The sequence below is a fragment of the Pseudomonas sp. genome (assembly GCF_036387035.1).
Lineage (GTDB): Bacteria > Pseudomonadota > Gammaproteobacteria > Pseudomonadales > Pseudomonadaceae > Aquipseudomonas.
Genome location: NZ_DASVUM010000154.1, coordinates 26,621 through 51,994 on the forward strand (window position 1 = coordinate 26,621; position 25,374 = coordinate 51,994).

The following is a 25,374-nucleotide window of genomic DNA, read 5'->3' on the forward strand; positions in this document are numbered from 1 at the left end:
CACTTAGTGGGTTTCCGGGAAGGCCTGGAAAGGCGATTCCTTGTCGGTACGCTCCTTCTTGACCCACGCCGCACGACCTACCTTCAGCGCATAAAACAGAATGCTCAGCACCACGAACAGGAACAGCGTGGTCAGGGTGGCGTTGGTGTAGGCGTTGAAGATCACGTGCTGCATCTGGTCCATGGTCTTGGCCGGGGCCAGTACCTGACCGGCATCTGCCGCCGCGCTGTATTTCTTCGCCAGGGCCAGGAAGCCCACCGCAGGGCTCGGGTCGAACAGCTTGATGAAGCCTGCCGTCACGGTGCAGATCAGCAGCCACGAGGCCGGCAGGATGGTGACCCAGACGTACTGCTGACGCTTCATCTTGATCAGCACAACCGTCGCCAGCATCAGCGCGATACCCGCCAGCATCTGGTTGGAGATGCCGAACAGTGGCCACAACGTGTTGATTCCACCCAGCGGATCGATTACGCCCTGATACAGCAGATACCCCCAGAGCGCGACGCAACCACCGGTGCCGATGGCGTTGGCGGTCCAGGACTCGGTACGCTTCAGCGCAGGCACGAAACTGCCGAGCAGGTCCTGCAGCATGAAGCGGCCCGCACGCGTGCCGGCATCGACGGCGGTGAGGATGAACAGCGCTTCAAACAGGATCGCGAAGTGGTACCAGAACGCCATTGTGTTCTGACCCGGGAACGCCTGATGCAGGATCTGCGCGATACCCACTGCAAGGGTTGGTGCACCGCCGGCACGGGCCAGCACGGTGTTCTCGCCGATGTCCTTCGCCACCGCGGTCAATTGATCCGGTGTGATGAGGAAGCCCCAACTGCTGACCATCTGCGCGACCGAGTTGACATCGGAGCCGACGATGGCTGCAGGGCTGTTCATTGCGAAGTACACGCCTGGCTCAATGACCGAAGCCGCGACCATGGCCATGATCGCCACGAACGATTCCATCAGCATGCCGCCGTAACCGATGTAACGGGCGTTGACTTCGTTATCCAGCAACTTCGGCGTGGTACCTGAAGAGATCAGGGCATGGAAGCCGGACACCGCGCCACAGGCGATGGTGATGAACAGGAATGGGAAGAGCGTGCCCTTCCACACGGGGCCGGTACCGTCGGTGAACTGTGTCAGCGCAGGCATTTTCAGTTCAGGCGCCAGGATCAGAATGCCGATGGCCAGCGCAATGATGGTGCCGATTTTCAGGAACGTGGACAGGTAGTCCCGAGGCGCCAGCACCAGCCAGACCGGCAGCATCGCCGCGACGAACCCGTAGCCGACCAGCATCCAGGTGATCTGCACGCCCGTGAACGTGAACAGCGGCGCCCACTCGGGACTCGCTGCCACCAGGCCACCGACCCAGATCGACAGCAGCAACAGCACGACGCCCACCACCGAGATTTCGCCGATGCGACCCGGGCGAATGAAGCGCATGTAGATGCCCATGAACATCGCGATCGGAATCGTCGCCATAACCGTGAACATGCCCCATGGGCTCTCGGCCAATGCCTTGACGACAATCAGCGCCAGCACCGCAAGGATGATGATCATGATCAGGAAACAGCCGAACAAAGCGATGGTGCCGGGAATGCGGCCCATCTCTTCGCGCACCATGTCGCCCAGCGAACGGCCGTTACGGCGCGTGGAAAGGAACAGGATCATGAAGTCCTGAACCGCACCCGCCAGCACGACACCGGCGATCAGCCACAGCGTGCCGGGCAGATAGCCCATCTGCGCGGCGAGCACCGGACCGACCAGCGGGCCTGCGCCGGCGATGGCAGCGAAGTGGTGACCGAACAGAATGTGTTTATTGGTGGGTACGTAGTCGAGCCCGTCGTTCTTGAGCACCGCGGGGGTGGCCCGGGTCGGGTCGAGTTGCATCACCTTGGTGGCGATAAACAGGCTGTAGTAGCGATAAGCGACCAGATAAATGGCCACTGCGGCGACCACAATCCAGAGTGCATTGATCGCCTCCCCGCGACGCAATGCAACCACTCCCAACGCCCAGGCTCCGAGGATTGCAACAATCAGCCAGGGCACGTGGCGCAGCAGACCATTATTGTTTTTCATTTTTTTTGTTTCCAACTGAGTGGACTTATTTTTATTCAGCAAGCGGAGTTTAGCGCCGCCGGAGCGAAAGGCTACCCCCACGATGGTCTAGCGCGATATTTGTCCTATAGTCAACGCAGCAGGCGCTCAAGGCATTGAAGGAGTAGTTGCGTAATGACCGAAAAACACGAAGACCGTCGTCGCTTCAAACGTATTGCGTTCGACGCGAAAACCGAGCTCAGCCAGGGCGACCGAACCTGGGCGGTGCAGTTGATCGACCTGTCGCTCAAGGGGCTGTTGATCGAGAAGCCTTCACCCTGGGAGGGCGACCCCACCGCACGTTTTATGGTCGACATCCAGTTGCAGGCGGGCATCGACGTTGTGATGGAAGTGCGGCTGACCCACGATGATCACAATCATCTGGGGTTCGTCTGCGACAACATCGAGCTCGACTCGGTGACGCATCTGCGTCGGCTGATCGAACTCAATATTGCCGATCACGACGAACTGGAGCGCGAACTGGGGGCGTTGATGGGGGGCTGAGTTGCCGGACAGGTGCCGGGCGAATGCCGGCACCTCAGGGATCAAATCAGCTTCTGCCGCACAGCTTCTTCCAGGGAGCTCTGCGCCAAATGCTGGATGATGGCTTCGGCCGACTGGTTGAAGGGAAGCGCGAACACCAGCAGCAGCTGCATCCAGGTTGTCACGGTCTCGCTTTTCTCGACCCGCCCCAGCACCTTGCCGTCACGGTCCTTGTAGACCGTCTCCATCACCAGCCGGTTATCCACAGTGGTTGGAATCAGGAATAACGTGATGCCGGTCAGGATGGCGCTGCCGGTGTTGCCGGTTTCTTCGTTGCGCACGCTCGCATACACGTAGACGTCCGAATCGACCTTATCAGTGGTCACGCGCTGAAACCGTCCTGACTGGTTAAAGTTGTCAAGCAGCACCTTTTCCCAAGCGGTCACGTTCGTTCCGCCCGCTCTCTGCTCGCCGTTGAACGTATGCAGTGCGGTGAAGCGTACGTACGCCGTGGGTTTGGTGGTTGTGTTCTTGCTTGCCAACGGCCAGCTCTCCACCGCCGGCAAATCATGTTGCGAGTAAGACACGCAGCCGCCAAGCGATACGCCGATGATCAACACCAGCGCTTTGATAATGGATTTCATTTTTTCCTGATTCCTTTCAATGGGCATTCAATTGGGTAACCGCGGCGTCGGTCAGCTTCGCTATCAAGTCACGCAATTGCCGACTGCCCAGACCTGGTGCGGCATAGTCAGCGTCGTACAAGCCAACGTTGTGAGGCTCGTCGACCTTCTCGATGGACTTGGCCAGCGTCTTGCCCGTACGGTCTTCAATGGTCAGCTCACCGGCAAGGTCGTAGGTGTCGACGTAAATCGGGCCGTTGACCCAGATGTAGATCGTCAGGGTCAGCAACGCACCCGGAAAGTAGGCAGGATGAGTCGACCGCTTGCCGTGCAGCGAGGTCAGGTTGAATTTCAGCATGACGTCCTGATCGCCAAGCCTGGCGGGGAATACCGAGAGGTCTTTGAAGTAGCCAGCACTTTCAATGTAGTGATTGATCTGCTCGGTCAATTGCCGGCTGACGTTCTTGCGCAGTTCGTCATTGATCTTTGGCACCGATACGACGACATCTGCCATCTGTGCGACGCGCGGGCTGGTGACCGTAGCAGCTTTGTCCGGCTCGCCGATGGGGCCATAGGTGTTGAACGAGAAACAACCGGTCAGCGACAACAGCGCGCCCAGCAAGAGCGCATGTGCAATCCGTTTCAAAACCAACATCCTTATTTCGGGCGAACAGCCGTACTCCGGCCCGAGAGGACCACAGCAGGGTTCAAAATTTTCAGGGAAACGTTGCCGCCGCCGCACACAGCAAGTGAGCACGCGTAAACGAGGCGGCGATATTAATGCGCCATCATTATGGCGTCAATTTCCGAAGTCGATCTTTTTGACGAGCCGAGAAGACGCGTCCTCCTGGCGTCACTCTTCGAACAGAGCATCAAGCGCCTGATCAAGGCGGGTCACGCCGATCACCGTCAGGCCTGGCGGCGACTCCTTCGGCGCGTTGCCCTTGGGCACGATGGCGCGCTTGAAGCCGTGCTTGGCGGCTTCCTTGAGTCGCTCCTGACCACTGGGCACGGGCCGCACTTCCCCTGACAGGCCCACTTCACCGAACACCAGCAAGTCACCGGGCAACGCACGGTTGCGCAGGCTGGACATGACGGCGGCCATCAACGCCAGGTCGGAGGCGGTTTCCAGCACCTTCACCCCGCCCACGACGTTGAGAAACACATCCTGGTCATGGGTGGGGATGCCGCCGTGTCGATGCAGCACAGCCAGCAGCATGGCGAGCCTGTTCTGATCCAGGCCCAAGGTCACGCGCCGCGGGTTGGAGAGATGGCTGTCATCGACCAGCGCCTGCACTTCGACCAGCATGGGCCGGGTGCCTTCCCATGTGGCCATGACCACGCTGCCTGCGACTTCTTCCTGCGCTCGTGTGAGAAAGATCGCCGACGGGTTCGAGACTTCCTTGAGGCCCTTGTCGGTCATGCCGAAGACGCCCAGTTCGTTAACCGCGCCGAAGCGGTTTTTGACTGCGCGCAGCAAGCGCAGGCGGCCATCGGATTCGCCTTCGAAATACAGAACCGTGTCGACCATGTGCTCCAGGACCCGCGGCCCGGCCAGCGCGCCCTCCTTGGTGACGTGGCCGACCAGGAAGATCGCGGTGCCGCTCTGTTTGGCGTAACGCACCAACAATGCGGCACTTTCGCGAACCTGCGAGACGCCGCCCGGTGCGGATTGCAACTGCTCGGTGAAGATGGTCTGGATCGAGTCGATCACCATGACCTTCGGCTGCTCGATGCGGGCCGTGGCAATGATGGTTTCGATGCAAGTCTCAGTCATGACCCGCAGCTTGTCTTGGGGCAAACCCAGACGACGGGCACGCATCGCGACCTGCTGCTGGGACTCTTCGCCCGTCACATAGAGCGCCGGCATGCGCTCGGCGATGGCGCAAAGGGTCTGCAACAGAATGGTCGACTTGCCGATGCCGGGGTCGCCGCCAATGAGCACCACCGAGCCATCCACCAGGCCGCCGCCGAGGACACGATCCAGCTCTGTCGAATTGGTGGAAAAACGCGGGATTTCTTCAACGCTGACTTCAGCCAGAGTCTTGATCTGTGCCTGTTGGCCGGTCCAGCCGGAACGACCGCTGGGCGGCGCCGCGGTGCTGTTGTCGATGACGGTTTCAACGAGGGTGTTCCAGGCGCCGCATTCGCTGCACTGGCCGGCCCACTTGGGAAACGTCGAGCCGCACTCGGTGCAGCCGTACATGCGTTTGGCCTTGGCCATGACACCCCCAATGTAAAAAGGGGGCAATCATACCCGATGCTCCTTGCCCCCGGGTGCAGCACCAGCTGGCATGCACGCTTTTGGCGGATTAGATAAAACTTAACGGGGCCTACCCGGTCGATTGCATGGATTAAGCGAGATGCAGCTAGCTGACTTACACTGCATCGACCACTCTCATCTGTAACAAAGGAATACATCCATGAGCGTACTAAGCGAGTTCAAAGCCTTTGCCGTAAAAGGAAACGTCGTCGACATGGCCGTCGGGATCATCATCGGCGCGGCATTCGGCAAGATCGTTTCGTCGTTCGTCGGCGATGTAATCATGCCGCCCCTCGGGTTGCTGATCGGCGGCGTTGACTTCAGTGACCTGGCAGTGGTGCTGCGCCCCGCCGAAGGAACTGTCCCTGCGGTGGTACTGGCCTATGGCAAGTTCATTCAGACGGTGATCGACTTCATTATCGTGGCGTTCGCCATCTTCATGGGCGTCAAGGCGATCAACCGCCTGAAACGCGAAGAGGCCAAGGCACCGACCCTGCCGCCAACGCCGAGCAAGGAAGAGCTGCTGCTGGGCGAGATCCGCGATCTGATGAAAGAGCAAAACAACCGGCAGGCCGCGCCGCTGCCAGTGACGCCTGACCGGTTCGTCTAAGGTCCGAGGCTGCGCGCATCCCGCGATTTCTCTGCGTACTGAACGCAAGCTTCGCGAGCAAGCGCGCTCCCACAGGACTTGGGCTGGCTCGGAGTTCTCGGGGTGCTGCTGGACGTGTGGGAGTGAGCTTGCTCACGAAGGCGGTATTCCAGCCGCTGAAAATAGAGCGGATGTGCCGGCTTACTTGCGAGCCTGCTCTTTCCCACTGGGTTTTGCCCCCAAGGCAGCCGGATCAACCTACCAATAATTCTCCACCGCGATCTGGCCGGGTTTGCGCGTCAGCGCCAGGCGCATGTCGCGGGTCTTGAGTATCGCGCGGGTGTCTTCGATCATTTGTGGATTTCCGCAGATCATTACCCGTGAGTACTCGGGTGTCAGCGCGACGCCGGCCGCCTTCTCCAGCTCACCGTTCTCGATCAATGTGGTAATTCGCCCGCTCAGCGCACCCGGGTGCGGCTCCCGCGTCACCGTGGCGATGAACCGGAACTTGTGGGCGTACTCGGCCAGGTATTCGCGCTGGGTCAGCTCGGCAATGAGTTGCTGGTAGGCCAGCTCCTGCGACTCACGGACGCTGTACACCAGAATAATGCGCTCGAATTTTTCCCAGACTTCGAAGTCCTGAAGGATCGACAGGAACGGCGCAACGCCGGTGCCTGTGGACAACATCCAGAGGTCGCGTCCGTCGGTGAAGCGATCCAGGGTCAGGTAACCCACGGCCTGTTTTTCCACCATCAGGGTGTCGCCCTGCCGAAGCCGGCTCAGTTCGCTGGTGAATTCGCCGTTGGGCACCACGATCGAGAAGAACTCGAGGAATTCATCAAAGGGTGAGGACACCACTGAGTAGGCCCGCCACACGGTAGTGCCGTCCGGCTTGGTCACGCCCAGTCGCGCGAACTGGCCCGCTGTGAAACGGAAGCCAGGATCGCGGGTGGTGCGAAAGGTAAAGAGACTCGGAGTCAGCGGCGTAACGTCCAGCAGCGTTTGCCGGGTGAATTTCTCTGCACTGGCAGTCATGAGGCGCTCCTGGCTCCTGTCTCAAAAAAGGGGTTATCAGTGTCCCGCAAACCCGCCGCGATAAACACCGGCGGTTTGTAGTGGTATCCGCATGGGGCCGGACGATTTTTAGAGTATTTGGCTATCGGGGTTATTGCGAACCGGCCCGTAACGGCAAAAGCCGCACATTTAACTCGCTGATTCTAAAGTGCTTCTGGATAACAGCCTCGGCTCGTCTGATACAACCCGGGCGCGCTGGCGAGGCAAGCCCCCTTTGCAGTCGTGAATGTTTCCTAGACTTCGATCAGGACGATCAAGACTGACCAGGGAGGCACATGATGGATATTCGGGAGCGGGTAGACGACCGCAGGGCGAGCGCAGAGGTTCTGATCTACAAGGGCCTTACCCTCCGCGAGGTGGAGGTGTTGAAGTGGTCCGCCGAGGGCAAAACGGCTGCCGAGGTGGCGATAATCCTTGATGTGAAACCGCGTACCGTCAACTTTCATATCAGCACGGCTATCCGCAAGATCGGCGCCTGCAACAAGATCTCGGCGGTGGTCCGGGCAACCAAAGACGGAGTGATCTAGCGGCGGGGCGACGCAAGGGCGAAAAGGCCGGTGCGCACGGGGAAAAAACACGTAAAATCGCCGGCTTCGCGAACCTGGACACGGCGATGCACGTTTAACGTCTGCCGACACGCCGATTCCGCCCTTAACGACTGGAACTGCTCCGCCCATGCCCCTGCTCACCACCCCGTTTGCCACGCTCGACCTGATCCGCCAGCCGGAGCAGTCGGAGGAGCCCTTGCAGGCATTCGATGCCGCCGACGAGTACTTGCTCAACCACGTGGCTGAACATGGGTTGACGCTGCAAACGCGGGTGCTGGTGCTCAATGACAGCTTCGGTGCGCTGGCCGCGAGCGTTGCCCCCCATGCGACAGTGGTCAGCAGCACAGACTCGTTTCTCGGCGCTCAAGCGCTGGAAAAGAACCTGGTCCGTAACGGATTGAGCTATGACGCGGTGCCGATGATCCCCGCCAGCGCGCCGTTGAACGGCCCCTTCGACTGGGTGCTGATTCGCGTGCCCAAGACCCTCGCCTTATTGGAAGAACAGCTGACTCGACTGCAGGGCCAATTGGCCCCGAACGCCAATGTCGTTGCTGCCGGAATGATCAAGCACCTGCCCCGCTCGGCCGGCGAGTTGATGGAAGAATACATCGGCCCCGTCCAGGCATCGCTCGCCGTGAAGAAGGCCCGACTGCTGTTCTGCACGCCGGAAGCCAAAACGGTCCAGCCCTCGCCCTACCCCACCCGTTACACACTGGACGAGCCAAAGATCGAGTTGATCAACCACGCCAATGTGTTCTGTCGTGACGGTCTGGACATCGGCACTCGGGCGTTTCTACCGTACCTCCCGAAAGGCCTTGGTTCAGCACGCGTCGCGGATCTGGGTTGCGGCAACGGCGTTCTGGCCATCGCCAGCGCACTGGACAACCCCGACGCGCACTACACGCTGGTGGACGAGTCATTCATGGCGGTCCAGTCGGCCCGGGAAAACTGGGCGCTGGCATTCGGTGAGCGCCCGGCAGTGATTCACGCAGGTGACGGGCTGGCGGCACAGGAACCTGATTCGCTGGACGTCGTTTTGTGCAATCCGCCGTTTCACCAGCAACAAGTGGTCGGCGATTTCCTCGCCTGGCGGATGTTCCAGCAGGCACGTTCGGCACTGGTCACCGGCGGCGCGCTGTACATCGTCGGCAACCGTCATCTGGGCTATCACAGCAAACTGGCGCGGCTGTTCCGAGGCGTCGAACAAGTGGCGGCGACGCCGAAGTTCGTGATTCTCAAGGCGCGTAAATAAACTCGCCTCCCTTGTTGTCCAACCGTCTGACATAAAAAAACCCGCCGAAGCGGGTTTTTTATCGAGCCAAAAACACTCAGTGCGACTTCATGCCCGCCGCTGTCATGAACATGCGCAGCAGCATGGCGACGACGAATAGGGCCAGTACGCTACCGGTCCAGATGACAACCAGCCAGCCGATGCGCTGCCACAGCGGTTTGCCCTGCGCCGGATCAACCTCGCGCTGGAACGGTCGAGGCGCCTGGTTTCGAGCGTCGTGCCGAACAGATTCTTTAACCGACATCGCTAAACCCTCTTCTCTCGCAGTCCGGCCCCGGCGACAGGCCGGGACCGCTACCTGCTAGTGATAGCCGTGTTCGTGGGTGACTTTGCCGCGAAACACGTAGTAGCTCCAGAACGTGTAACCCAGAATCAGCGGAATGATGAACAGCGTACCCACCAGCATGAAGCCCTGACTCTGGGGCGGGGATGCGGCGGCCCAGATCGACACTGACGGCGGGATGATGTTCGGCCACAAGCTGATGCCCAGCCCGCTGTAGCCGAGGAAAATCAGCACCAGCGTCAACAGGAACGGCGCGTAATTGGCATTGCGCGCCACCGCTTTGAACAGGCCGTACATGGTCACCATGACCAGCGCCGGCACCGGCATGAACCAGAACAGGTTAGGCAGGCTGAACCAGCGATCGGCGATGTCCTGGTGCGCCAGTGGTGTCCACAGACTGACAATCGCCATGACCACCAATGTCGCGAGGGCCAAGGGTCGGGCCAGATCATGCATGGCTTTCTGCAAGGGACCCTCGGTCTTCATGATCAGCCAGGTGCAGCCGAGCAAGGCGTACGCCACGATAAGCGCCAGACCGCAGAACACCGAGAACGGCGTCAGCCAGTCCAGCCCACCGCCGGCATAGGCACGGTTGACCACCGGAATGCCATCGATGTACGCGCCCAGAGCAACGCCCTGGAAGAACGTCGCCACCAGCGAACCGCCGATGAACGCCTTGTCCCACAGGTGCCGTTTGACGTCAGTGGCCTTGAAGCGGAACTCGAACGCCACACCGCGAAAGATCAGCCCGAACAGCATGAAGATCAGCGGCAGATACAAGGCTTCGAGTACGACCGAGTAGGCCAGCGGGAAGGCGCCGAACAAACCGGCCCCGCCCAGTACCAGCCAGGTTTCGTTGCCGTCCCAGACCGGCGCGACGGTGTTCATCATCACGTCGCGGTCGGTCTTGTCTTTCATGAACGGGAACAGTATGCCGATGCCCAGATCGAAGCCGTCCATGATGACGTACATCATGACGCCGAAGATGATGATCACGGCCCAGATCAGCGGAAGATCGATACCCATGGCTCAGTTCCCCTCAGTCAGGCTGTCTTTGCGGTTGTCCGTGCTGCTTTCATCGGCAGCAGAGAGAGGACGCGCCGGGGTGCGTTTCTGCCCTGGTCCGCCGTAGGTGGCGTTATCACCTTCGTGGGTTTTAGGCCCTTTGCGTACCAGACGCATCATGTAGCCGAAACCCGTGCCGAACAGCAGGAAATACACCACGACGAACAACACCAGGGTGATGCTCAACTGTTCAACGCTGTGCCGCGACGACGCATCTGCCGTTCGCATCAGCCCGTAAACCACCCATGGCTGTCGCCCGATCTCGGTGGTGAACCAGCCGGCCAACATTGCGATAAGTCCGGCCGGGCCCATGCACATCACCAGACGCAGGAACCAGCGATTGGTGAACAACCCGCCGCGCCAGCGCAGCCAGGCGCTCCACAGGCCGACGGCGATCATCAACAGGCCCAGCGCCACCATGACGCGGAACGACCAGAAAATGATCAGCGAATTAGGACGGTCTTCCGGCGGGAAGGACTTGAGCGCAGGGATCTGTTTGTCCAGGCTGTGGGTCAGGATCAGGCTGCCCAGATACGGAATCTCGACCGCGTACTTGGTGCGCTCTTCTTTCATGTCCGGGATGCCGAACAGGATCAGAGGGGTTGGCTCGTCCCCGACGTTTTCCCAGTGGCCTTCGATGGCCGCGATTTTGGCCGGTTGGTGCTCAAGGGTGTTTAAACCGTGGGCATCTCCGACCATGGCCTGAATCGGCGCAACGATCAGCGCCATCCACATGGCCATGGACAGCATTCTGCGAATCGCCGGGTTATCGCGACCGCGCAGCAGGTGCCAGGCGGCCGATGCGCCGACGAAGAATGCGGTTGCGACGAACGCGGCAATGGCCATGTGCGTCAGGCGGTAGGGGAAGGAAGGGTTGAAAATCACCGCAAACCAGTCCACCGGAATGATGCGGCCATCAACAATGTCGTAGCCCTGCGGCGTGTGCATCCAGCTGTTGGAGGCGAGAATCCAGAAGGTCGAAATCAGCGTGCCGACCGCGACCATGGACGTGGCGAAGAAGTGCAGCCCGCGACCAACGCGGTTCCAGCCAAACAGCATGACACCGAGGAAGCCTGCTTCGAGGAAGAACGCGGTCAGGACTTCATACGTCAGCAGCGGCCCGGTGACGGCGCCGGCGAAGTCGGAGAAGCGGCTCCAGTTGGTACCGAACTCGTAGGCCATGACCAAGCCCGACACCACGCCCATGCCGAAGTTGACGGCAAATATTTTCGACCAGAAGTGATAGAGGTCGCGATAGGTGTTGTCGTGGGTTTTCAGCCACAAGCCTTCGAGCACCGCGAGGAAGCTCGCCAGACCGATGGTGATGGCGGGGAAAAGAATGTGAAATGAAACGGTGAACGCAAACTGGATTCGGGCGAGATCGAGCGCCTCTAAGCCGAACATAGGTCTTCCTCTATCAGGTGGAACTGGCTTCAGACTCGGGGCCTGCAGCGACTGCCCCCACGGTGTATTGAGTACGAGGTCGAGCGTTTGTTCTCTTTGATTCGTGCTCAGGTCGGCGACCGGGGGAGGTGCGTCAGGCGGCCAGTTCGACCAATACAGGCCAAAGCATTGATCCAGGTCAGCTGACGTAGAAAGAGTAGTCCCATTTCGGCACTTGCTCTGCGTGGTCTTTTGTCGCGTGGCGAGTTGACTCACCTCTTGGGACGGTGCAGTCGCAGGGATGCAGAACAGCGCGCGCGGATGGGCAAAACCGCATTCAGAACGATCGCGCGGACAGTCCTACAACGCAGCGCGAATAAACCCCAGCAGCGCGGCGACCAAACGCTGGTAAAGCGCGTCGACTTCCGGTGCCTGACCTTTGGCCCTGAGACTGCCGTGCAGCAGACCCAGCCCCGGGTCGAATTCGGTGCGCACGCCGGACTCGTGCAACGCACGCTCGTAGCCAAGGCCGTCATCACGCAACGGGTCGAACTGTGCGACGGCGATGAACGCGGGTGCCAGGCCATGGAAATCCGCAGCCTTGAGGGGCCTCGCGTACGCCGACTGTTCGTCCGGCGCCATGTACAGCCGCCGGTAAAGCGTCAGTTCATCGGTGGAAAGAAGCGGTGCGTCAGCACAGTCACGGCGAGAGGGCAACTCGCTCGAGCCCCCCAGCTCAGGGTACATCAGCGCCTGCCCCACCGGCTGCCGCTCACCGGAGTCGCGCAGCGCCAGGCACACGGCTGCGGCTAGGTTGCCGCCGGCGCTGTCCCCGGCAATGGCAATCCGTCGCGGGTCGATGTCCAGACGTTGCGCCTGTACCTGCAAGGCGTGCCAGACCGCCAGACAATCTCCGAACCCCGCGGGAAATGGGTGCTCGGGCGCCAGCCGGTAATCTACGGCAATGACTACGGCGTTAAGATCGGCGGCCAACGCTGCGGTCAGAAAGTCATGGGAATCGAGGTCACCGACGACCCAGCCGCCGCCGTGGACGTACATCACACACGGCGCCGGATGTTCGAGGGACAGCCGCTGAGGCCGGTAACTGCGCACCGCCACGCCGCCGAGGGTGAAATCCTTGACCTCGAGATTGGCTGGACGGGTGGGCGTGAACGCTTCACTCATTCGCGAATACGCCCGGCGCTGCTCGTGGATATCGTCTGACGCGCTGGAAAAGCTCAGGGTCTTGGTTACGAACGCCGACATTTCCGGGGACAGCGGGTAAACCTTGGGCATTGGCTGCTCCAGCCCGAGCCCTCGGCCAGGCGTGCTTGGTTATTGATTGACTGCCACTTTCACGACGGCCGCTGCAGCCTTGCCATCGAAGGTCGTCACGCCATCCAGCCAGCGCTTCATGTCTTCAGGATGATCCTTGAGCCACTGGCGGGCAACGTCGTTTGGCGCCTTGCGGTCCATGATCGGCACCATCATCTGACTTTCCTGGGCGGCGGTGAATTTCAGGTTACTCATCAGCTTGCTGACGTTCGGGCAACGGGAAGCGTAGTCCGGCGCCGTCACTACTGACACGGTCGCCGCGCCTTCGCCCGGGCCGAACACATCTTCGCTGCCGGTCAGATAGGCAATTTTCATGTTGATGTTCATGGGGTGCGGGGTCCATCCAACGAACACAACCCATTCATTTCGTTTGATCGCCCGCTGGACGGCGGCGAGCATGCCGGCTTCTCCGGACTCGACCAACTGGAAACCGCCGAGGCCAAACTGGTTTTTCTCGATCATGCCTTTGATGTTGGCGTTGGCACCGGTGCCCGGCTCGATGCCGTAGATCTTGCCGCCGAGCTTGTCCTTGAATCTGGCTATGTCGGCGAAGGTTTTCAGGCCGCCCGATGCCACATAGTCTGGAACGGCCAGGGTCGCCTGAGCGTCGCTCATGCTCGGTACGTCGAGTACTTTGACCTGATTGGCGGCGACAAACGGCGCGATGTTCTTGTCCATTGCCGGCTTCCAGTAACCCAGAAACACGTCGAGCCGATCGTCACGCAAGCCGCCAAAGACGATCTGTTGAGCAGCGCTGGTCTGTTTGACCTTATACCCCAGATTTTGCAGCAGCACTTCGGCAACAGCGCTGGTGGCGACGACGTCCGTCCAGTTGACCACACCCATGCGTACGTTCTGGCATTTGGCGGGCTCCGCTGCCAATAGAGCGGTGCTACTCAGCATCAACACAGCGCAACTGATATGACGAATAAATGACTTCATGCGTGCTCCTCGGGTCGGCTCGTTATTTTTTCAGCTCTTTTCGGCAGTTTTTCAAGGCTTGAAGACCCACGGCAATTCGGTGGCTGCCGCGTTGATGCAAAGTACGCAGCAGGCCATGGCAACAAGCGCACCAGCGCGACCTGTGCTTGCACTGGGGCGACATTCAATGCGGGGGGATTGAGGAGCAGATGATGATCGTTCCCACGCTCCGCGTGGTCATGCTGTTGATGACGCTCTGCGTTATTGCGACGCAGAGCATCCGGGGAGACATTCCCACGCAGAGCGTGGGAACGATCAAAGTACGGCAGTAGTTAAAGCACTTTGTCCAGCGTGATAGGGAATTCCCGAACCCGCTTGCCCGTGGCGTGGTAGATCGCATTGGCAATGGCTGATGCCACGCCGACGATACCAATCTCGCCCACGCCCTTGGACCCCAGATCATTGACGATGCTGTCGTGCTCTTCCACGAACAACACGTCGATCTCGCCGATGTCCGCATTCACCGGGATGTGGTATTCGGCCAGGCTGTGGTTCATAAAGCGCCCCAGGCCGTGGTCGGTGAACGTCTCTTCCTGTAACGCCTGACCAATGCCCCAGACCACACCGCCGAGTATCTGGCTGCGCGCGGTTTTCGGATTCACGATGCGGCCCGCCGCGACGGCGTCCACCACGCGATTGACGCGAATGGTGCCCAAGTCCTCGTCCACCAGCACCTCGACGAACACCGCCGAGTGAGTCGCCGTCGAATAGCCATCGCGCTTCTCATCAGGCGCGGCATCGATCTGCACCTCCAGGGTCTCGTGGGACGACTCGCGAACGATGTCTGCGTAAGCAAAACGCTGATCATCGATGTGGAGATAACCGTCGCCGTAACCAACATCGGCCATATCCACCACGGCGTACTGCGGATGCGCCATGCGCACGGCATCCAGCAGTTTGGCGCGCAACGCACGGCAGGCCTGCTGCACCGCGGTGCCCACGGACGACACCGTAAACGACCCGCCCTGCAGCGGCGCCGTCGGCAATGACGAGTCGCCCAGCAAGAAGGTGACATCATCCGGGCTTACGCCCGCCGCTTCGGCGGCGATCTGCGTCATGACCGTGTAAGTGCCGGTGCCGATGTCCGTGGTGGCGCTGCTGACGGTAATCTTGCCGCTGCTGTCGATGCTGGCCTTGGCGCTGGCTGGCATTTGCATGGCCTCCCAGACACCGCCCGCCATCCCCCAACCCACCAGCTGACGGCCTCGACGCATGCTGCGCGGCTCGGGATTGCGCTTGCTCCAGCCAAAGCGCTCGGCGCCTTGTTGATAGCAGGCCAGCAGCTCCTTGCTCGAGTACGGCTTGCCCTCGTTGCCGTTGCTCTCGGCAAAGTTGACCACTCGCAATTGCACGGGATCGATGCCGGCAGCGATCGCCAGTTCGTCCATCGCGCATTCAAGCCCGACCATGCCGGACGCCGCGCCAGGTGCGCGCATGTCCAGCGGCGTGCACACGTCCAGCGGCGCCAGCTCGTAGCTCAACTGCACGTTGTCGCACTGATAGAGCATGCCGCTCCATTCAACGACGTGCTCGGTGAAGTCTTCAAAGCGTGAGGTCTGCCCGATGACGTCGTGGGCGATGGCCACCAGCTTGCCGTCTTTCGCAGCACCCAGGCGCATGTGCTGCAAGGTGTGCGGACGGTAGCCGAAGGTGAACATCTGCTGGCGGGTCAGCGTCAGGCGCACCGAACGCTTGAGTTTCAGCGCGGCCATCACGGCCAGAGGCAGCTGGTACTGCGGGCGCAGCCCGGAGCCGAACGCGCCGCCTACAAACGCAGCAAGGACCCGAATCTTTTCTTTTTCCAGACCAAACACGTTGTGCAGGTAGTTCTGGCAGTTCTGCGTGCCCTGGGTTTTGTCGTGGATCTCCAGGCTGCCGTCCGCCTGATAAAACACCGTGGACGCGTGCGGCTCCATCGGGTTGTGGTGCTCGTTGGGCGTGCTGTAGTGGGTGTCGACCGTCACCGCGGCCTGGGCGAATGCGCCCGAAAAATCCCCGCGTGGCTTCGGCGTTTCGGCCGGTGCGGTGTGGGCGTCACTCTGGCCAACACTGAGGTCGGTCTGGTGGGCCTGGGTTTCGTACTCGATGCGCACCAGCGAGCCGGCATGCCGCGCCAGCTCAAGGTTGTCCGCCACAACCAGCGCCAGCGGCTGGCCGCTGTAGAGCACGCGGTCGTTGTAGAACGGGCGAAACGGGGAGCCTTCGGCGGCGTCGGCGTCCTGATAGTCTTCGTCGTAACTGGCAATGTGCGGGCGGTTGGTGTGGTCGATGACCGCCACCACGCCAGGCACGGCCAGTGCCTGCGAGGCATCGATACGCACGACGCGGCCCGACGCAATGGCGCTGGAGACCACGCTGCCATGCAGCAGGCCGAGCTCCGGGTACTCACCGGCGTAGCGGGCCTGACCGGTAACTTTCAAGCGCCCGTCGACGCGGTCCATGGGTTGGCCCAGCGCGCAGGCCGCTCCCGAATCGGGTAGGTTCGCGTTCATTAAACAGTTCCTCCCAAGGTGGCGTCGCTCAGGGCGCGAACGATCGCGCGGCGGGCCAGCTTGATCTTGAAAGCGTTGTGCGCCAGCGGCTCGGCATTGCGCAGCATGGCATCGGCAGCGGCGACAAAGTTTTCCCGCGAGACGGGCTGACCTTTGAGCGACTGCTCGACGGCTGTATCACGCCAGGGTTTGTGGGCGACGCCACCGAGGGCGATGCGCACATCACGGATGACGTCGCCATCGAGCTCGACGGCTGCCGCCACCGAAACGAGCGCAAAGGCGTAGGACGCGCGGTCACGAATTTTCAAATAATGACTGTGCTGCTGGAAACGCGGCGCGGGCAATTCAACGGCCGTGATCAGTTCATCATCGGCCAACTGGTTGTCGCGCTGCGGCGCATCGCCCGGCAGGCGGTGGAAGTCAGCGAATTCGATGACCCGGGCACCGGCGCGACCTTGAACGTGAACGCGAGCTTCAAGCGCTGCCAGCGCCACGCACATGTCCGAGGGGTGCGTGGCGACGCAAGCATCGCTGGCGCCGAGGATCGCGTGAATGCGGTTCAGGCCGTCTTTCGCCGGGCAGCCAGTGCCCGGTTCGCGCTTGTTGCACGGCACGCTCGAATCGTAAAAGTAGTAGCAGCGGGTGCGCTGCAACAAGTTGCCACCGGTGCTCGCCATATTGCGCAACTGCGGCGAAGCGCCGGCCAGAATGGATTGAGACAGCAGCGGATAATCGCGTTCGATCAACGGGTGCCACGCCAGATCAGCGTTGCTCACCAGCGCGCCGATCATCACGCCGCCGCTGTCAGTGGCGCGGACTTCCTTCATCGGCAGGCCGGTGATGTCGATCAGGTGCTCGGGACGGGCAACGTTTTCTTTCATCAAGTCCAGCAGGTTGGTACCGCCCGCGATGAACCGGCTGGCAGGGCCTGCGAGGTTGACCGCCTCGGTGATGTCCGAAGGCTTGCTGTAGCTGAAGGGATTCATTGGCCGCGCCCTCCTTGATCCGGGGCGGGACTCATCGATGGCAGGACTTCCACCACCGCCGCGCGAATGTTGTTATAGGCGCCGCAGCGGCACAGGTTGCCGCTCATCAGCTCTTTCACGTCATCATCGGTGCTGGCGCGGCCTTCGTTGGCCAGGCCCACCGCCGAGCAGATTTGTCCCGGCGTGCAGTAGCCGCACTGAAAGGCATCGTGTTTGATAAACGCCTGCTGCATCGGGTGCAGCGTGTCGCCGTCGGCGAGCCCTTCGATCGTGGTCAGCTCGGCGCCGTCACACATGATCGCCAGGGTCAGACACGCATTGATGCGTTTGCCGTTGCGCAGCACGGTGCATGCACCGCATTGGCCGTGGTCGCAGCCCTTTTTGGTGCCGACCAGATCCAGCTGCTCTCGCAGCAGATCCAGCAGTGTGGTCCAGGGCTGTACGTCCACTTGTCGGGTCTGGCCGTTCAGCGTCAGAGCGATGGAATGCTCTGCGAAGTCCGGTTGATGGGTTGCACTCATGGGAAGCCTCACGGTAGGTACACGATCAGCGCAGTGATCTGCGTCTTAAGGGGTACGACTTGTCGGGTTCCGGAAACGTTCAGGGTTTGTGACGGGCGTTTTGACGCAGCGCTTTGGGCGACAAGGGGCAAGGTCAATCAGGACATTTGCAATCCGACGACAACCGCAAGGTCCCATCGCCGGAAGCTGCTGGTATGATGCGCGGCTTTTTGCAACTGGCAGAATTTGTGCAAGCCGTTTCGGTGAGCTGTGCTTTGCTGTTTCAGTCGACTACATAAATGACGCGAGGCGTCACCGGGGAGCCTTAAATGCTGGAGCGGTTGTTTCAACTCAGGGCACACAACACCAATGTGCGCACCGAAATTCTGGCCGGGGTCACGACCTTTCTGGCCATGGCCTACATCCTGTTCGTGAACCCGAGCATTCTTGGCGAAACCGGCATGGACAAGGGCGCGATCTTCGTTGCCACGTGTCTGGCCGCCGCCATCGGTTCCACCGTGATGGGCCTGATCGCCAACTACCCGATCGCCCTGGCGCCAGGCATGGGCCTGAATGCCTTCTTTACTTACACCGTCGTGCTGCACATGGGCCACACCTGGCAAGTGGCGCTGGGCGCGGTGTTTATTTCGGCGGTGATGTTCTTCCTGCTGTCGATCTTCCGGATCCGCGAATGGATCATCAACAGCATTCCGTTGCCTCTGCGCTCGGCAATCGCTGCCGGTATCGGCCTGTTTCTGGCGCTGATTGCCCTGCACAACGCCGGCATCGTGGTCAGCAACCCGGCCACAATGGTCGGCCTGGGCGACCTGGCAAAACCGGCGCCGATCCTTGCAGCCCTGGGCTTTGCGCTGATCGTCGGCCTTGAGGCGTTGAAGGTGCGCGGCGCTGTGCTGATCGGCATTCTGGCGGTGACCATCGTCTCCATTGCGCTGGGCTTCTCGCCATTTGGCGGCGTGATCTCGATGCCGCCTTCGCTGGCACCGACGTTCCTGCAGCTGGACATCCCGGGCGCACTGAACATCGGTCTGGTCAGCGTGATTTTCTCTTTCCTGTTTGTCGACCTGTTCGATAACTCGGGCACCTTGATCGGCGTCGCCAAGCGCGCGGGCCTGATGGGCAACGACGGGCACATGCCAAAAATGGGCCGTGCGCTGATCGCCGACAGCACCGCGGCAATGGCGGGTTCCCTGTTGGGGACGTCGACCACCACCAGTTACATCGAATCGGCTGCGGGCGTTAGCGCCGGTGGACGGACGGGCCTGACGGCCATCGTGGTGGCTGTGTTGTTCCTGCTGGCGCTGTTCTTCGCCCCGTTGGCAGGCAGTGTTCCGGCGTTCGCCACCGCGCCTGCCCTGCTGTTCGTCGCGGTATTGATGACCTCCGGGCTCGCTGAAATCAACTGGGACGACATCACTGAAGCGGCGCCTGTGGTGATCACCGCGCTGGCGATGCCGTTCACTTACTCCATCGCCAACGGCATCGCTTTTGGCTTCATTTCCTGGACCGTGATCAAGCTGCTGTCGGGCCGGGGCCGCGAGCTGAATCCGGCACTGGTCGTGCTGTCGATTCTGTTCGTGATCAAGCTGGGCTTTTATCCATGAGTTCTACGTTCGACCCTGCCACCTACGCCGCACAGCTTGAGGAGAAGGCCACGCGCTTGCGCGAGTTGCTGGCACCCTTCGAGGCGCCCGAGCCTCAAGTCTTCGATTCGCCGCGCGAGCACTACCGGCTGCGGGCCGAGTTCCGCCTGTGGCGCGACGACGGCAAGCGTCATTACGCGATGTTCGCGCCGGGGGACAAGCACACGCCGATCCTGATCAACGATTTCCCCATCGCCAGCCAGCAGATCAACGCGCTGATGCCGGTGCTGCGGGATCGTTGGGAAGCCAGCAAGACGCTCAATCACAAGCTGTTCCAAGTGGATTTCCTGACCACGCTGGCCGGTGACGGCATGATCACCCTGTGCTATCACCGCCCGCTGGATGACGCCTGGCAGGCGGAAGCCGAGCAATTGGCCGCTGACCTTGACGTCAGCGTGATTGGCCGCTCGAAAGGCCAGCGTCTGGTGATCGGTCGCGACTACGTGACCGAGGCGCTGGAGGTCGCTGGCCGGACCTTCACCTATCGACAGCCTGAAGGCGCGTTCACGCAGCCCAATGGCACGGTGAACCAGAAGATGTTGAGCTGGGCATACGACGCGCTGGGCGATCGCGACGATGATTTGCTTGAGCTGTATTGCGGCAACGGCAACTTCACGCTGCCTTTGGCGACGCGTGTGCGCAAAGTGCTGGCCACCGAAATCAGCAAGACGTCAGTCAATGCGGCGCTGAGTAACCTGGCGGACAACGGGGTGGATAACGTGTCGCTGGTGCGTCTGTCGGCGGAAGAGCTGACCGAAGCACTGAACGAGGTGCGTCCGTTCCGTCGTCTGGCGGGTGTCGACCTGAAAAGCTACGACTTCGGCAGCGTCTTCGTTGACCCACCGCGGGCCGGCATGGACCCCGACACCTGCGAGCTGACGCGACGCTTCGAGCGGATTCTGTACATCTCGTGCAACCCGGAAACCCTGGCCGCGAACATCGCACAACTGCACGACACCCACCGGGTCGAGCGCTGCGCGCTGTTTGATCAGTTCCCGTATACGCACCATATGGAATCCGGGGTGCTATTGGTTCGCCGCTGAAGGCGATTCCGGCCAGTTCTTCGCATCAATCCCTCTGTAGGGGCCAGCCCGCTGGTGAACGGTTTTTTGTAGGAGCCGGCTTGCTGGCGAACACAGGGCGTCTATCGACTTGACTGTGTCTGACGCTCCGCGTTCGCCAGCAAGCCGGCTCCTACAGAGCAGTGTTTCAGTGGGACCGGCTTTAGCCGGGAAGAGGCCATCAGTCTTTTCCATAAGGCTGCCCTGCGCGCCATCCATGCGCAGGCAGCATATCCCGCACCACCCATCATTAAATTCCTGACAGCAAGCGGCGAACTTCGCCAGACCGGTGTATAACTCTTGGCCGTCTTTTGCTTCGATGGATGCCTGCCTTGAGCTCCGAATCGCCCGCTCCGACCTCTGAATCCTCCGCCAAAAGCGCCCTGCGCCTGCCCGGCTTTTTCGCCTTTCTCACCGCACGTCTCGCGGCGGTGTTCGCCATGCAGATTCAGGCGGTGGTGGTTGCCTGGCAGGTCTATGACATGACCCGCAGCCCGATCTCGCTGGCCTACGTCGGTCTGGCGCAGTTCATTCCCATGCTGCTGCTGTTGATGCCGGCGGGCGACCTGATCGACCGCTACGACCGCAAGATGATCCTGACCATCAGTTGGTCGGTTCAGGCGGTCTGCAGCCTGATGCTGATGCTGTTTTCGGTCACGCACCATCAGGACACGCGCCTGATTTACGCCACCCTGGCGTTGTTCGGCTGCGCCCGCGCCTTTACCGGGCCGGCGTTGCAGAGCCTGCTGCCGCAAGTCGTCCCGCGTGAAAAGCTCGCCTCGGCCATTGCCACCAACAGCATGATCATGCGCATCGCGACCATCGCCGGGCCTCTGGTCGGTGGCGGGTTATATGCGGCTGGCGGCGGCGGTTTGACCTATTCAGTGTGCATGGCCAGCTTCATCGCCGGCGTGCTGTTGCTCATCCGCGTGCCGGTGCTCTATGCCGGCAAAAAGCAGATTCTCGAATCCACTGCGTGGAAGCGCTTTACTGCAGGCATCGCCTTCATACGTTCGCGCCCCATCATCCTGGGCACTATCTCGCTGGATCTATTCGCGGTGCTGCTGGGCGGCGTGGTGGCGCTGCTGCCCATTTACGCCCACGAGGTTCTGCATCTCGGGCCACAAGGCCTGGGCGCGCTGCGCAGTGCAATGAGTTTAGGGGAGGTCAGCACCGGTCTGTACCTGAGCTTCCGGCCTTTTGACCGACACGTCGGTCTGGTCATGTTCATCGCCGTCGCGGTGTTCGGCGTTGCAAACCTGGTGTTCGCCCTGTCGACGCTGTTCTGGCTGTCGCTGTTGGCCTTGATGATCGCGGGTGCGGCGGACATGGTCAGCGTCTACATCCGTTCGACACTGGTGCAGTTTTCCACGCCGGACGACATGCGCGGCCGCGTCAATGCGGTGAATATGCTGTTCATCGGTTCGTCCAACGAACTGGGCGAGTTCCGCGCGGGCAGCAGCGCAGCGCTCTGGGGTGCCGTGCCCGCCGCGATCATCGGCGGCCTGTGCACACTGGGCGTTGTGGGTGCCTGGATGGTGGGTTTCAAGGCTCTGCGTCAGGTCAACCACTTCGCCGACGCCTCACCGGCCGAGACCACCGAGAAGCAGACGACGCGGGTTTGATGTAAGCCCTCATCAGTATTTGCCGTTGGCGCGTACCCTCTGCGCGCCATGCGAATGCGGGCACTTCCCCACCCCTTTTGCACGATTACTGTGACGAATATCGCCCGCTACGGAATGTTCCGTAGGACGGCCTATAGCTTCAGCGTAGGACCGATCCGAATCGTACTTTCGACCCCCCTCTTCGCGCTTCAAAGCCTTTAATGCGCTCCCTATCCTTGCTGGATCTGAACTCAGCAAGGACGAAACACATGGCGTTTGACGGATTCATCAAGCTGGACGGTATCGAAGGCGAGTCGCTGGACGAGCGACACAAGGGCTGGATGGAAATCGTCGCCTACGACTTCGGCGTCAGCCAAAGCACCTCTGCCACCGCGAGCTCAAATGGCGGCGCGGGCTCGGGTCGGGCCAGCCTCAGCGACTTCACCTTCAGCAAACGCCTGGACAAATCCAGCGCTGCGTTGTTCGAAGCCAGTTGCGCGGGCACCCACATCAAAGACCTGACCTTATGCCTCTATCGGGCTGGCGGGGAGAAGCTCAAGTATTACGAAGTGCGCCTCGAAGAAGTCATCATTTCTGATTTCAGCCAAAGCGGTGAAAGCGGCGAGCCGCTGGAACACGTGCAAATCAACTTCGGCCGCGTTCGCCTCCTGTACACCCAGCAGAAACGCAGCGATGGCGCGGCGGCCGGTAACGTCACCGGCGGCTGGGACCTCATCGCCAACAAGCGCTTTAGCTGAGGACAGCGAATGTCCAAGCCCTACGCGTTTATCAATGACCGCATACAAACCTATTTCACACTCAAGGCACGGGTGGGCGGGGGTGCGAAGTTCGATGTGCTTAACGCGCACATCCGAAACGTTGTGGTGATGCCTGGCCAAGTGGTGATTGTCAGCGACGGTTCGACCGGCATTCTGACGGCGGAAGAGATGGAGCTGATGAACCTGGCGCGCAACGTCCATCGCCAAGTGAAAGGTGCAGGCGGCCAGCTCATCGAGAACTATGACCTGCTGCAGAACATACTCAGTTATGGATCGCTGGGTATTGGCGCTGCCACCGGGAGTTGGGGCAAGCACCTTGAGGGGGTGAAGCAAACTCTGGGGGACATTGAGCGGCTTTACAAACTGTCGCTGGCGCGCGGAACACCCATTGCCCGGCAGGAGTTCATCAATCAGCGACGAGCGCTGTTCGCCACACTTGATAAGCAACTGGAAGGAATTGCCCGCTGGGGTACCGGGCTACGGAAAAAGGGCCCGCTTAAGAAGATGCTGGGGTTGTCGACCAAGAGTTATCTGCACACAGGTGAGATCCAGGGGTATGCGGAGCGGGTTGGGAGGATTGCCAAGGTGGCAAAGTTGTTGAAGCATGGGACAGCGATTGGGATCGGGCTGAACTTAGCATCTACCGCGCTTGAGATTAAGGAAGCCTGCTCGACCGGAAGGGAAGATATTTGCACGCGAGCGAAATTCGTCGAAGGCGTGAAACTGGTGGGCAATGTCAGCGGCGGCTCCTTAGGCGGAACGCTAGGTAGCACAGCGGCGGCTACTGCATGCTTCGCGATATTGGGTCCAACAAGCGGCCCGGTGGCACTTGCCTGTTTGATCGTGGGCGCAGTTGCTGGAGGGTATGGAGGTGGGTTGGCAGGTGAGAAAAGCGGAGAGCTCATAGGAACCAAACTTTATGAATGGAGCCCGCACACTAATGGTGATTGAGAAAGTCTGGTGGGTGATGGCGGTGTTTGGAAGCATATTCGTCAATCTCATCATGATGATTTACTTCCAGCTCAATAAGTTAACCGTCATGGAGGAACTGCTATCAGACGTAAAATTAGTCCAGTGGAACAGAAGCGTGTGGGGCGGGGGCCTCATTGGCAGGCAGATGAGGCTGAACGGGTTAGCGATGATTATCGTCATGCATAAGCTTATGTACAGCCGGGGTGAGATACCCCTCGACGCAGACAAGCGGTTGTCTTCGGCGCTCAGATTTCAACTTCAGGCGCTCTACCTTTTCTCGTACACAAACGGCGCGGCTTTAGCTTGGGTTTATTTCTCCCTAGATTGAACGAACCTGACAGTATTCTTCGAGACTTTTCGATTACCACTAGTGATGATGTCTGGAACTGCCTTACCAATGCACCAATTAGTTGGCCCATTGTTAATGGCAAAGGCAATGTCCTTTTGGATGATCGCGACCGTCTTGGCGATGACGTTTTTTTTTGCTACAGAAAGATAGAAGTAATTGAAAGCTATCTAAATGGCTGCAAATGCATATGTGATGCTCGGAGCATATGGGGTGACGGCATTATCGGAAGACAGATGCGCATGAACATGGTGTCTGTCGTCCTCACTTTTCCGCATTTGATGTACCGTCGTGGAGATATTTCAAAAGACGCAAACTTAAGAGTGCCACCACATTTAAGGGCCTGGATACTCTGGCTCTATATCAATCTAAATACAGTATTTGCATGCATGATCGGGCTTTATGCCTTTATCACAGCACAGTGAGAGAAGTGACAGAAATGACCGAAAAATATCTCTATGAACGGACGCCGTGATGGACAACATCCCAACTGGATTACCCTCACTCATCATACTATTGGTCACCGCCACCCACATTGTGGGCTCCCATATATTCTTCTACATATACCTGGAAAAGATTGAAGACCACCTATGTGACATCGAGATGCTTTCATTTAATAGAGCGGTCTGCGGAGACAGTCTTTTTGGACGAAGGATGAGGGAAACTTTCGTAATGCTGGTCGCAGTCGCACCTGAAATCTTCTGGAGGCAGGAACGTATCCCCAGGCAAAAGCTCCTCAAATTACCTCCCCGACTGCTGTGGGGAGTGCGGATAATTTATGGCTCGATGATTCTTATCGGCGTGAGCAGCGGACTGCTCTATTATTTTCGCGCGCCTCATTAACGCACTCAAACAGCGCTGCCTTGGCATGGGCTATTTCTCCGCAGGTTGAAAAACACAAATAAGGTTCCAAGCCGCCAACCCCCACCAAACAGCTCTGAAGGTGAGCAATACCTCTGAAGAA

General features: G+C 60.1%; 23 protein-coding genes. 10 read left to right on the plus strand and 13 right to left on the minus strand.

Features of this window, described 5'->3' with window-relative positions:
- Positions 1–3 precede the first annotated feature (3 nt).
- Positions 4–2,073: a carbon starvation CstA family protein gene (locus tag VF672_RS14560; protein ID WP_331105275.1), complete on the minus strand. Its 2,070-nt coding sequence runs from the start codon at positions 2,071–2,073 to the stop codon at positions 4–6.
- 153 nt (positions 2,074–2,226) lie between these two features.
- Here VF672_RS14560 and VF672_RS14565 point away from each other — a divergent pair, with 153 nt between their 5' ends.
- Positions 2,227–2,595 carry a PilZ domain-containing protein gene (locus tag VF672_RS14565; protein ID WP_331105276.1) on the plus strand — a complete coding sequence of 123 codons (369 nt, stop codon included), beginning with the start codon at positions 2,227–2,229 and terminating at the stop codon, positions 2,593–2,595.
- 41 nt (positions 2,596–2,636) lie between these two features.
- On the opposite strand, the gene VF672_RS14570 is transcribed toward VF672_RS14565, so the two are convergent.
- The 3 genes from VF672_RS14570 to radA all read right to left on the minus strand — a co-directional run bounded on the left by VF672_RS14570 (position 2,637) and on the right by radA (position 5,421).
- Positions 2,637–3,218, minus strand: coding sequence for a hypothetical protein (locus VF672_RS14570; RefSeq protein ID WP_331105277.1), 582 nt, complete (start codon positions 3,216–3,218; stop codon positions 2,637–2,639).
- A 16-nt stretch (positions 3,219–3,234) separates the two neighbouring features.
- Positions 3,235–3,843, minus strand: coding sequence for a hypothetical protein (locus tag VF672_RS14575; RefSeq protein ID WP_331105278.1), 609 nt, complete (start codon positions 3,841–3,843; stop codon positions 3,235–3,237).
- 207 nt (positions 3,844–4,050) lie between these two features.
- Positions 4,051–5,421, minus strand: a complete 1,371-nt coding sequence (radA, locus tag VF672_RS14580) for a DNA repair protein RadA (protein ID WP_331105335.1) — start codon at positions 5,419–5,421, stop codon at positions 4,051–4,053.
- A gap of 199 nt (positions 5,422–5,620) precedes the next feature.
- Between radA and mscL the strand changes: the two genes are divergently transcribed.
- Positions 5,621–6,070: a large-conductance mechanosensitive channel protein MscL gene (mscL, locus tag VF672_RS14585; protein WP_331105279.1), complete on the plus strand. Its 450-nt coding sequence runs from the start codon at positions 5,621–5,623 to the stop codon at positions 6,068–6,070.
- A gap of 237 nt (positions 6,071–6,307) precedes the next feature.
- On the opposite strand, the gene VF672_RS14590 is transcribed toward mscL, so the two are convergent.
- The gene (locus VF672_RS14590) at positions 6,308–7,084 is read right to left on the minus strand and encodes a ferredoxin--NADP reductase (protein WP_331105280.1); all 777 of its coding nucleotides are present in this window, start codon (positions 7,082–7,084) and stop codon (positions 6,308–6,310) included.
- Between the two features lie 314 nt (positions 7,085–7,398).
- Between VF672_RS14590 and VF672_RS14595 the strand changes: the two genes are divergently transcribed.
- Together VF672_RS14595 and VF672_RS14600 are read left to right on the plus strand one after the other, a co-directional pair.
- Positions 7,399–7,650: a LuxR C-terminal-related transcriptional regulator gene (locus tag VF672_RS14595; protein WP_331105281.1), complete on the plus strand. Its 252-nt coding sequence runs from the start codon at positions 7,399–7,401 to the stop codon at positions 7,648–7,650.
- 148 nt (positions 7,651–7,798) lie between these two features.
- A complete protein-coding gene (locus VF672_RS14600; RefSeq protein ID WP_331105282.1) occupies positions 7,799–8,923 on the plus strand; it encodes a class I SAM-dependent methyltransferase in 1,125 nt (374 codons plus the stop codon).
- 76 nt (positions 8,924–8,999) lie between these two features.
- Here the strand turns inward: VF672_RS14600 and VF672_RS14605 are convergent, their stop codons facing one another.
- The 8 genes from VF672_RS14605 to VF672_RS14640 all read right to left on the minus strand — a co-directional run bounded on the left by VF672_RS14605 (position 9,000) and on the right by VF672_RS14640 (position 18,008).
- Positions 9,000–9,206 carry a DUF2474 domain-containing protein gene (locus tag VF672_RS14605; RefSeq protein WP_331105283.1) on the minus strand — a complete coding sequence of 69 codons (207 nt, stop codon included), beginning with the start codon at positions 9,204–9,206 and terminating at the stop codon, positions 9,000–9,002.
- A gap of 57 nt (positions 9,207–9,263) precedes the next feature.
- Positions 9,264–10,271, minus strand: a complete 1,008-nt coding sequence (gene cydB / locus VF672_RS14610; RefSeq protein WP_331105284.1) for a cytochrome d ubiquinol oxidase subunit II — start codon at positions 10,269–10,271, stop codon at positions 9,264–9,266.
- A gap of 3 nt (positions 10,272–10,274) precedes the next feature.
- Positions 10,275–11,714 carry a cytochrome ubiquinol oxidase subunit I gene (locus tag VF672_RS14615; RefSeq protein ID WP_331105285.1) on the minus strand — a complete coding sequence of 480 codons (1,440 nt, stop codon included), beginning with the start codon at positions 11,712–11,714 and terminating at the stop codon, positions 10,275–10,277.
- 339 nt (positions 11,715–12,053) lie between these two features.
- Positions 12,054–12,989 carry an alpha/beta hydrolase gene (locus VF672_RS14620; protein WP_331105286.1) on the minus strand — a complete coding sequence of 312 codons (936 nt, stop codon included), beginning with the start codon at positions 12,987–12,989 and terminating at the stop codon, positions 12,054–12,056.
- A 39-nt stretch (positions 12,990–13,028) separates the two neighbouring features.
- Positions 13,029–13,970 carry a choline ABC transporter substrate-binding protein gene (choX, locus tag VF672_RS14625; RefSeq protein WP_331105287.1) on the minus strand — a complete coding sequence of 314 codons (942 nt, stop codon included), beginning with the start codon at positions 13,968–13,970 and terminating at the stop codon, positions 13,029–13,031.
- A gap of 311 nt (positions 13,971–14,281) precedes the next feature.
- Positions 14,282–16,501 (minus strand): xanthine dehydrogenase family protein molybdopterin-binding subunit, encoded by a 2,220-nt coding sequence (locus VF672_RS14630; RefSeq protein WP_331105288.1) that lies wholly within the window; start codon positions 16,499–16,501, stop codon positions 14,282–14,284.
- On the minus strand, positions 16,501–17,487 hold the full coding sequence (locus VF672_RS14635) for a xanthine dehydrogenase family protein subunit M (protein WP_331105289.1): 987 nt from the start codon (positions 17,485–17,487) through the stop codon (positions 16,501–16,503). The genes VF672_RS14630 and VF672_RS14635 overlap by 1 nt, the downstream gene beginning before the upstream one ends.
- On the minus strand, positions 17,484–18,008 hold the full coding sequence (locus VF672_RS14640) for a (2Fe-2S)-binding protein (protein ID WP_331105290.1): 525 nt from the start codon (positions 18,006–18,008) through the stop codon (positions 17,484–17,486). The genes VF672_RS14635 and VF672_RS14640 overlap by 4 nt, the downstream gene beginning before the upstream one ends.
- Before the next feature lie 308 nt (positions 18,009–18,316).
- On the opposite strand from VF672_RS14640, the gene VF672_RS14645 reads away from it, so the two are divergent.
- From VF672_RS14645 to VF672_RS14670, 6 genes are all read left to right on the plus strand, one after another.
- A complete protein-coding gene (locus VF672_RS14645) occupies positions 18,317–19,609 on the plus strand; it encodes an NCS2 family permease (RefSeq protein ID WP_331105291.1) in 1,293 nt (430 codons plus the stop codon).
- Positions 19,606–20,691 carry a tRNA (uridine(54)-C5)-methyltransferase TrmA gene (gene trmA / locus VF672_RS14650; protein ID WP_331105292.1) on the plus strand — a complete coding sequence of 362 codons (1,086 nt, stop codon included), beginning with the start codon at positions 19,606–19,608 and terminating at the stop codon, positions 20,689–20,691. The genes VF672_RS14645 and trmA overlap by 4 nt, the downstream gene beginning before the upstream one ends.
- 341 nt (positions 20,692–21,032) lie before the next feature.
- Positions 21,033–22,334, plus strand: a complete 1,302-nt coding sequence (locus VF672_RS14655) for an MFS transporter (RefSeq protein ID WP_331105293.1) — start codon at positions 21,033–21,035, stop codon at positions 22,332–22,334.
- A gap of 248 nt (positions 22,335–22,582) precedes the next feature.
- On the plus strand, positions 22,583–23,071 hold the full coding sequence (locus tag VF672_RS14660; protein ID WP_331105294.1) for a type VI secretion system tube protein Hcp: 489 nt from the start codon (positions 22,583–22,585) through the stop codon (positions 23,069–23,071).
- 9 nt (positions 23,072–23,080) lie between these two features.
- Positions 23,081–24,043 (plus strand): hypothetical protein, encoded by a 963-nt coding sequence (locus VF672_RS14665; protein ID WP_331105295.1) that lies wholly within the window; start codon positions 23,081–23,083, stop codon positions 24,041–24,043.
- A complete protein-coding gene (locus VF672_RS14670) occupies positions 24,033–24,392 on the plus strand; it encodes a hypothetical protein (RefSeq protein WP_331105296.1) in 360 nt (119 codons plus the stop codon). Before VF672_RS14665 ends, VF672_RS14670 begins: the two co-directional genes overlap by 11 nt.
- The last annotated feature ends 982 nt before the right edge of the window (positions 24,393–25,374 follow it).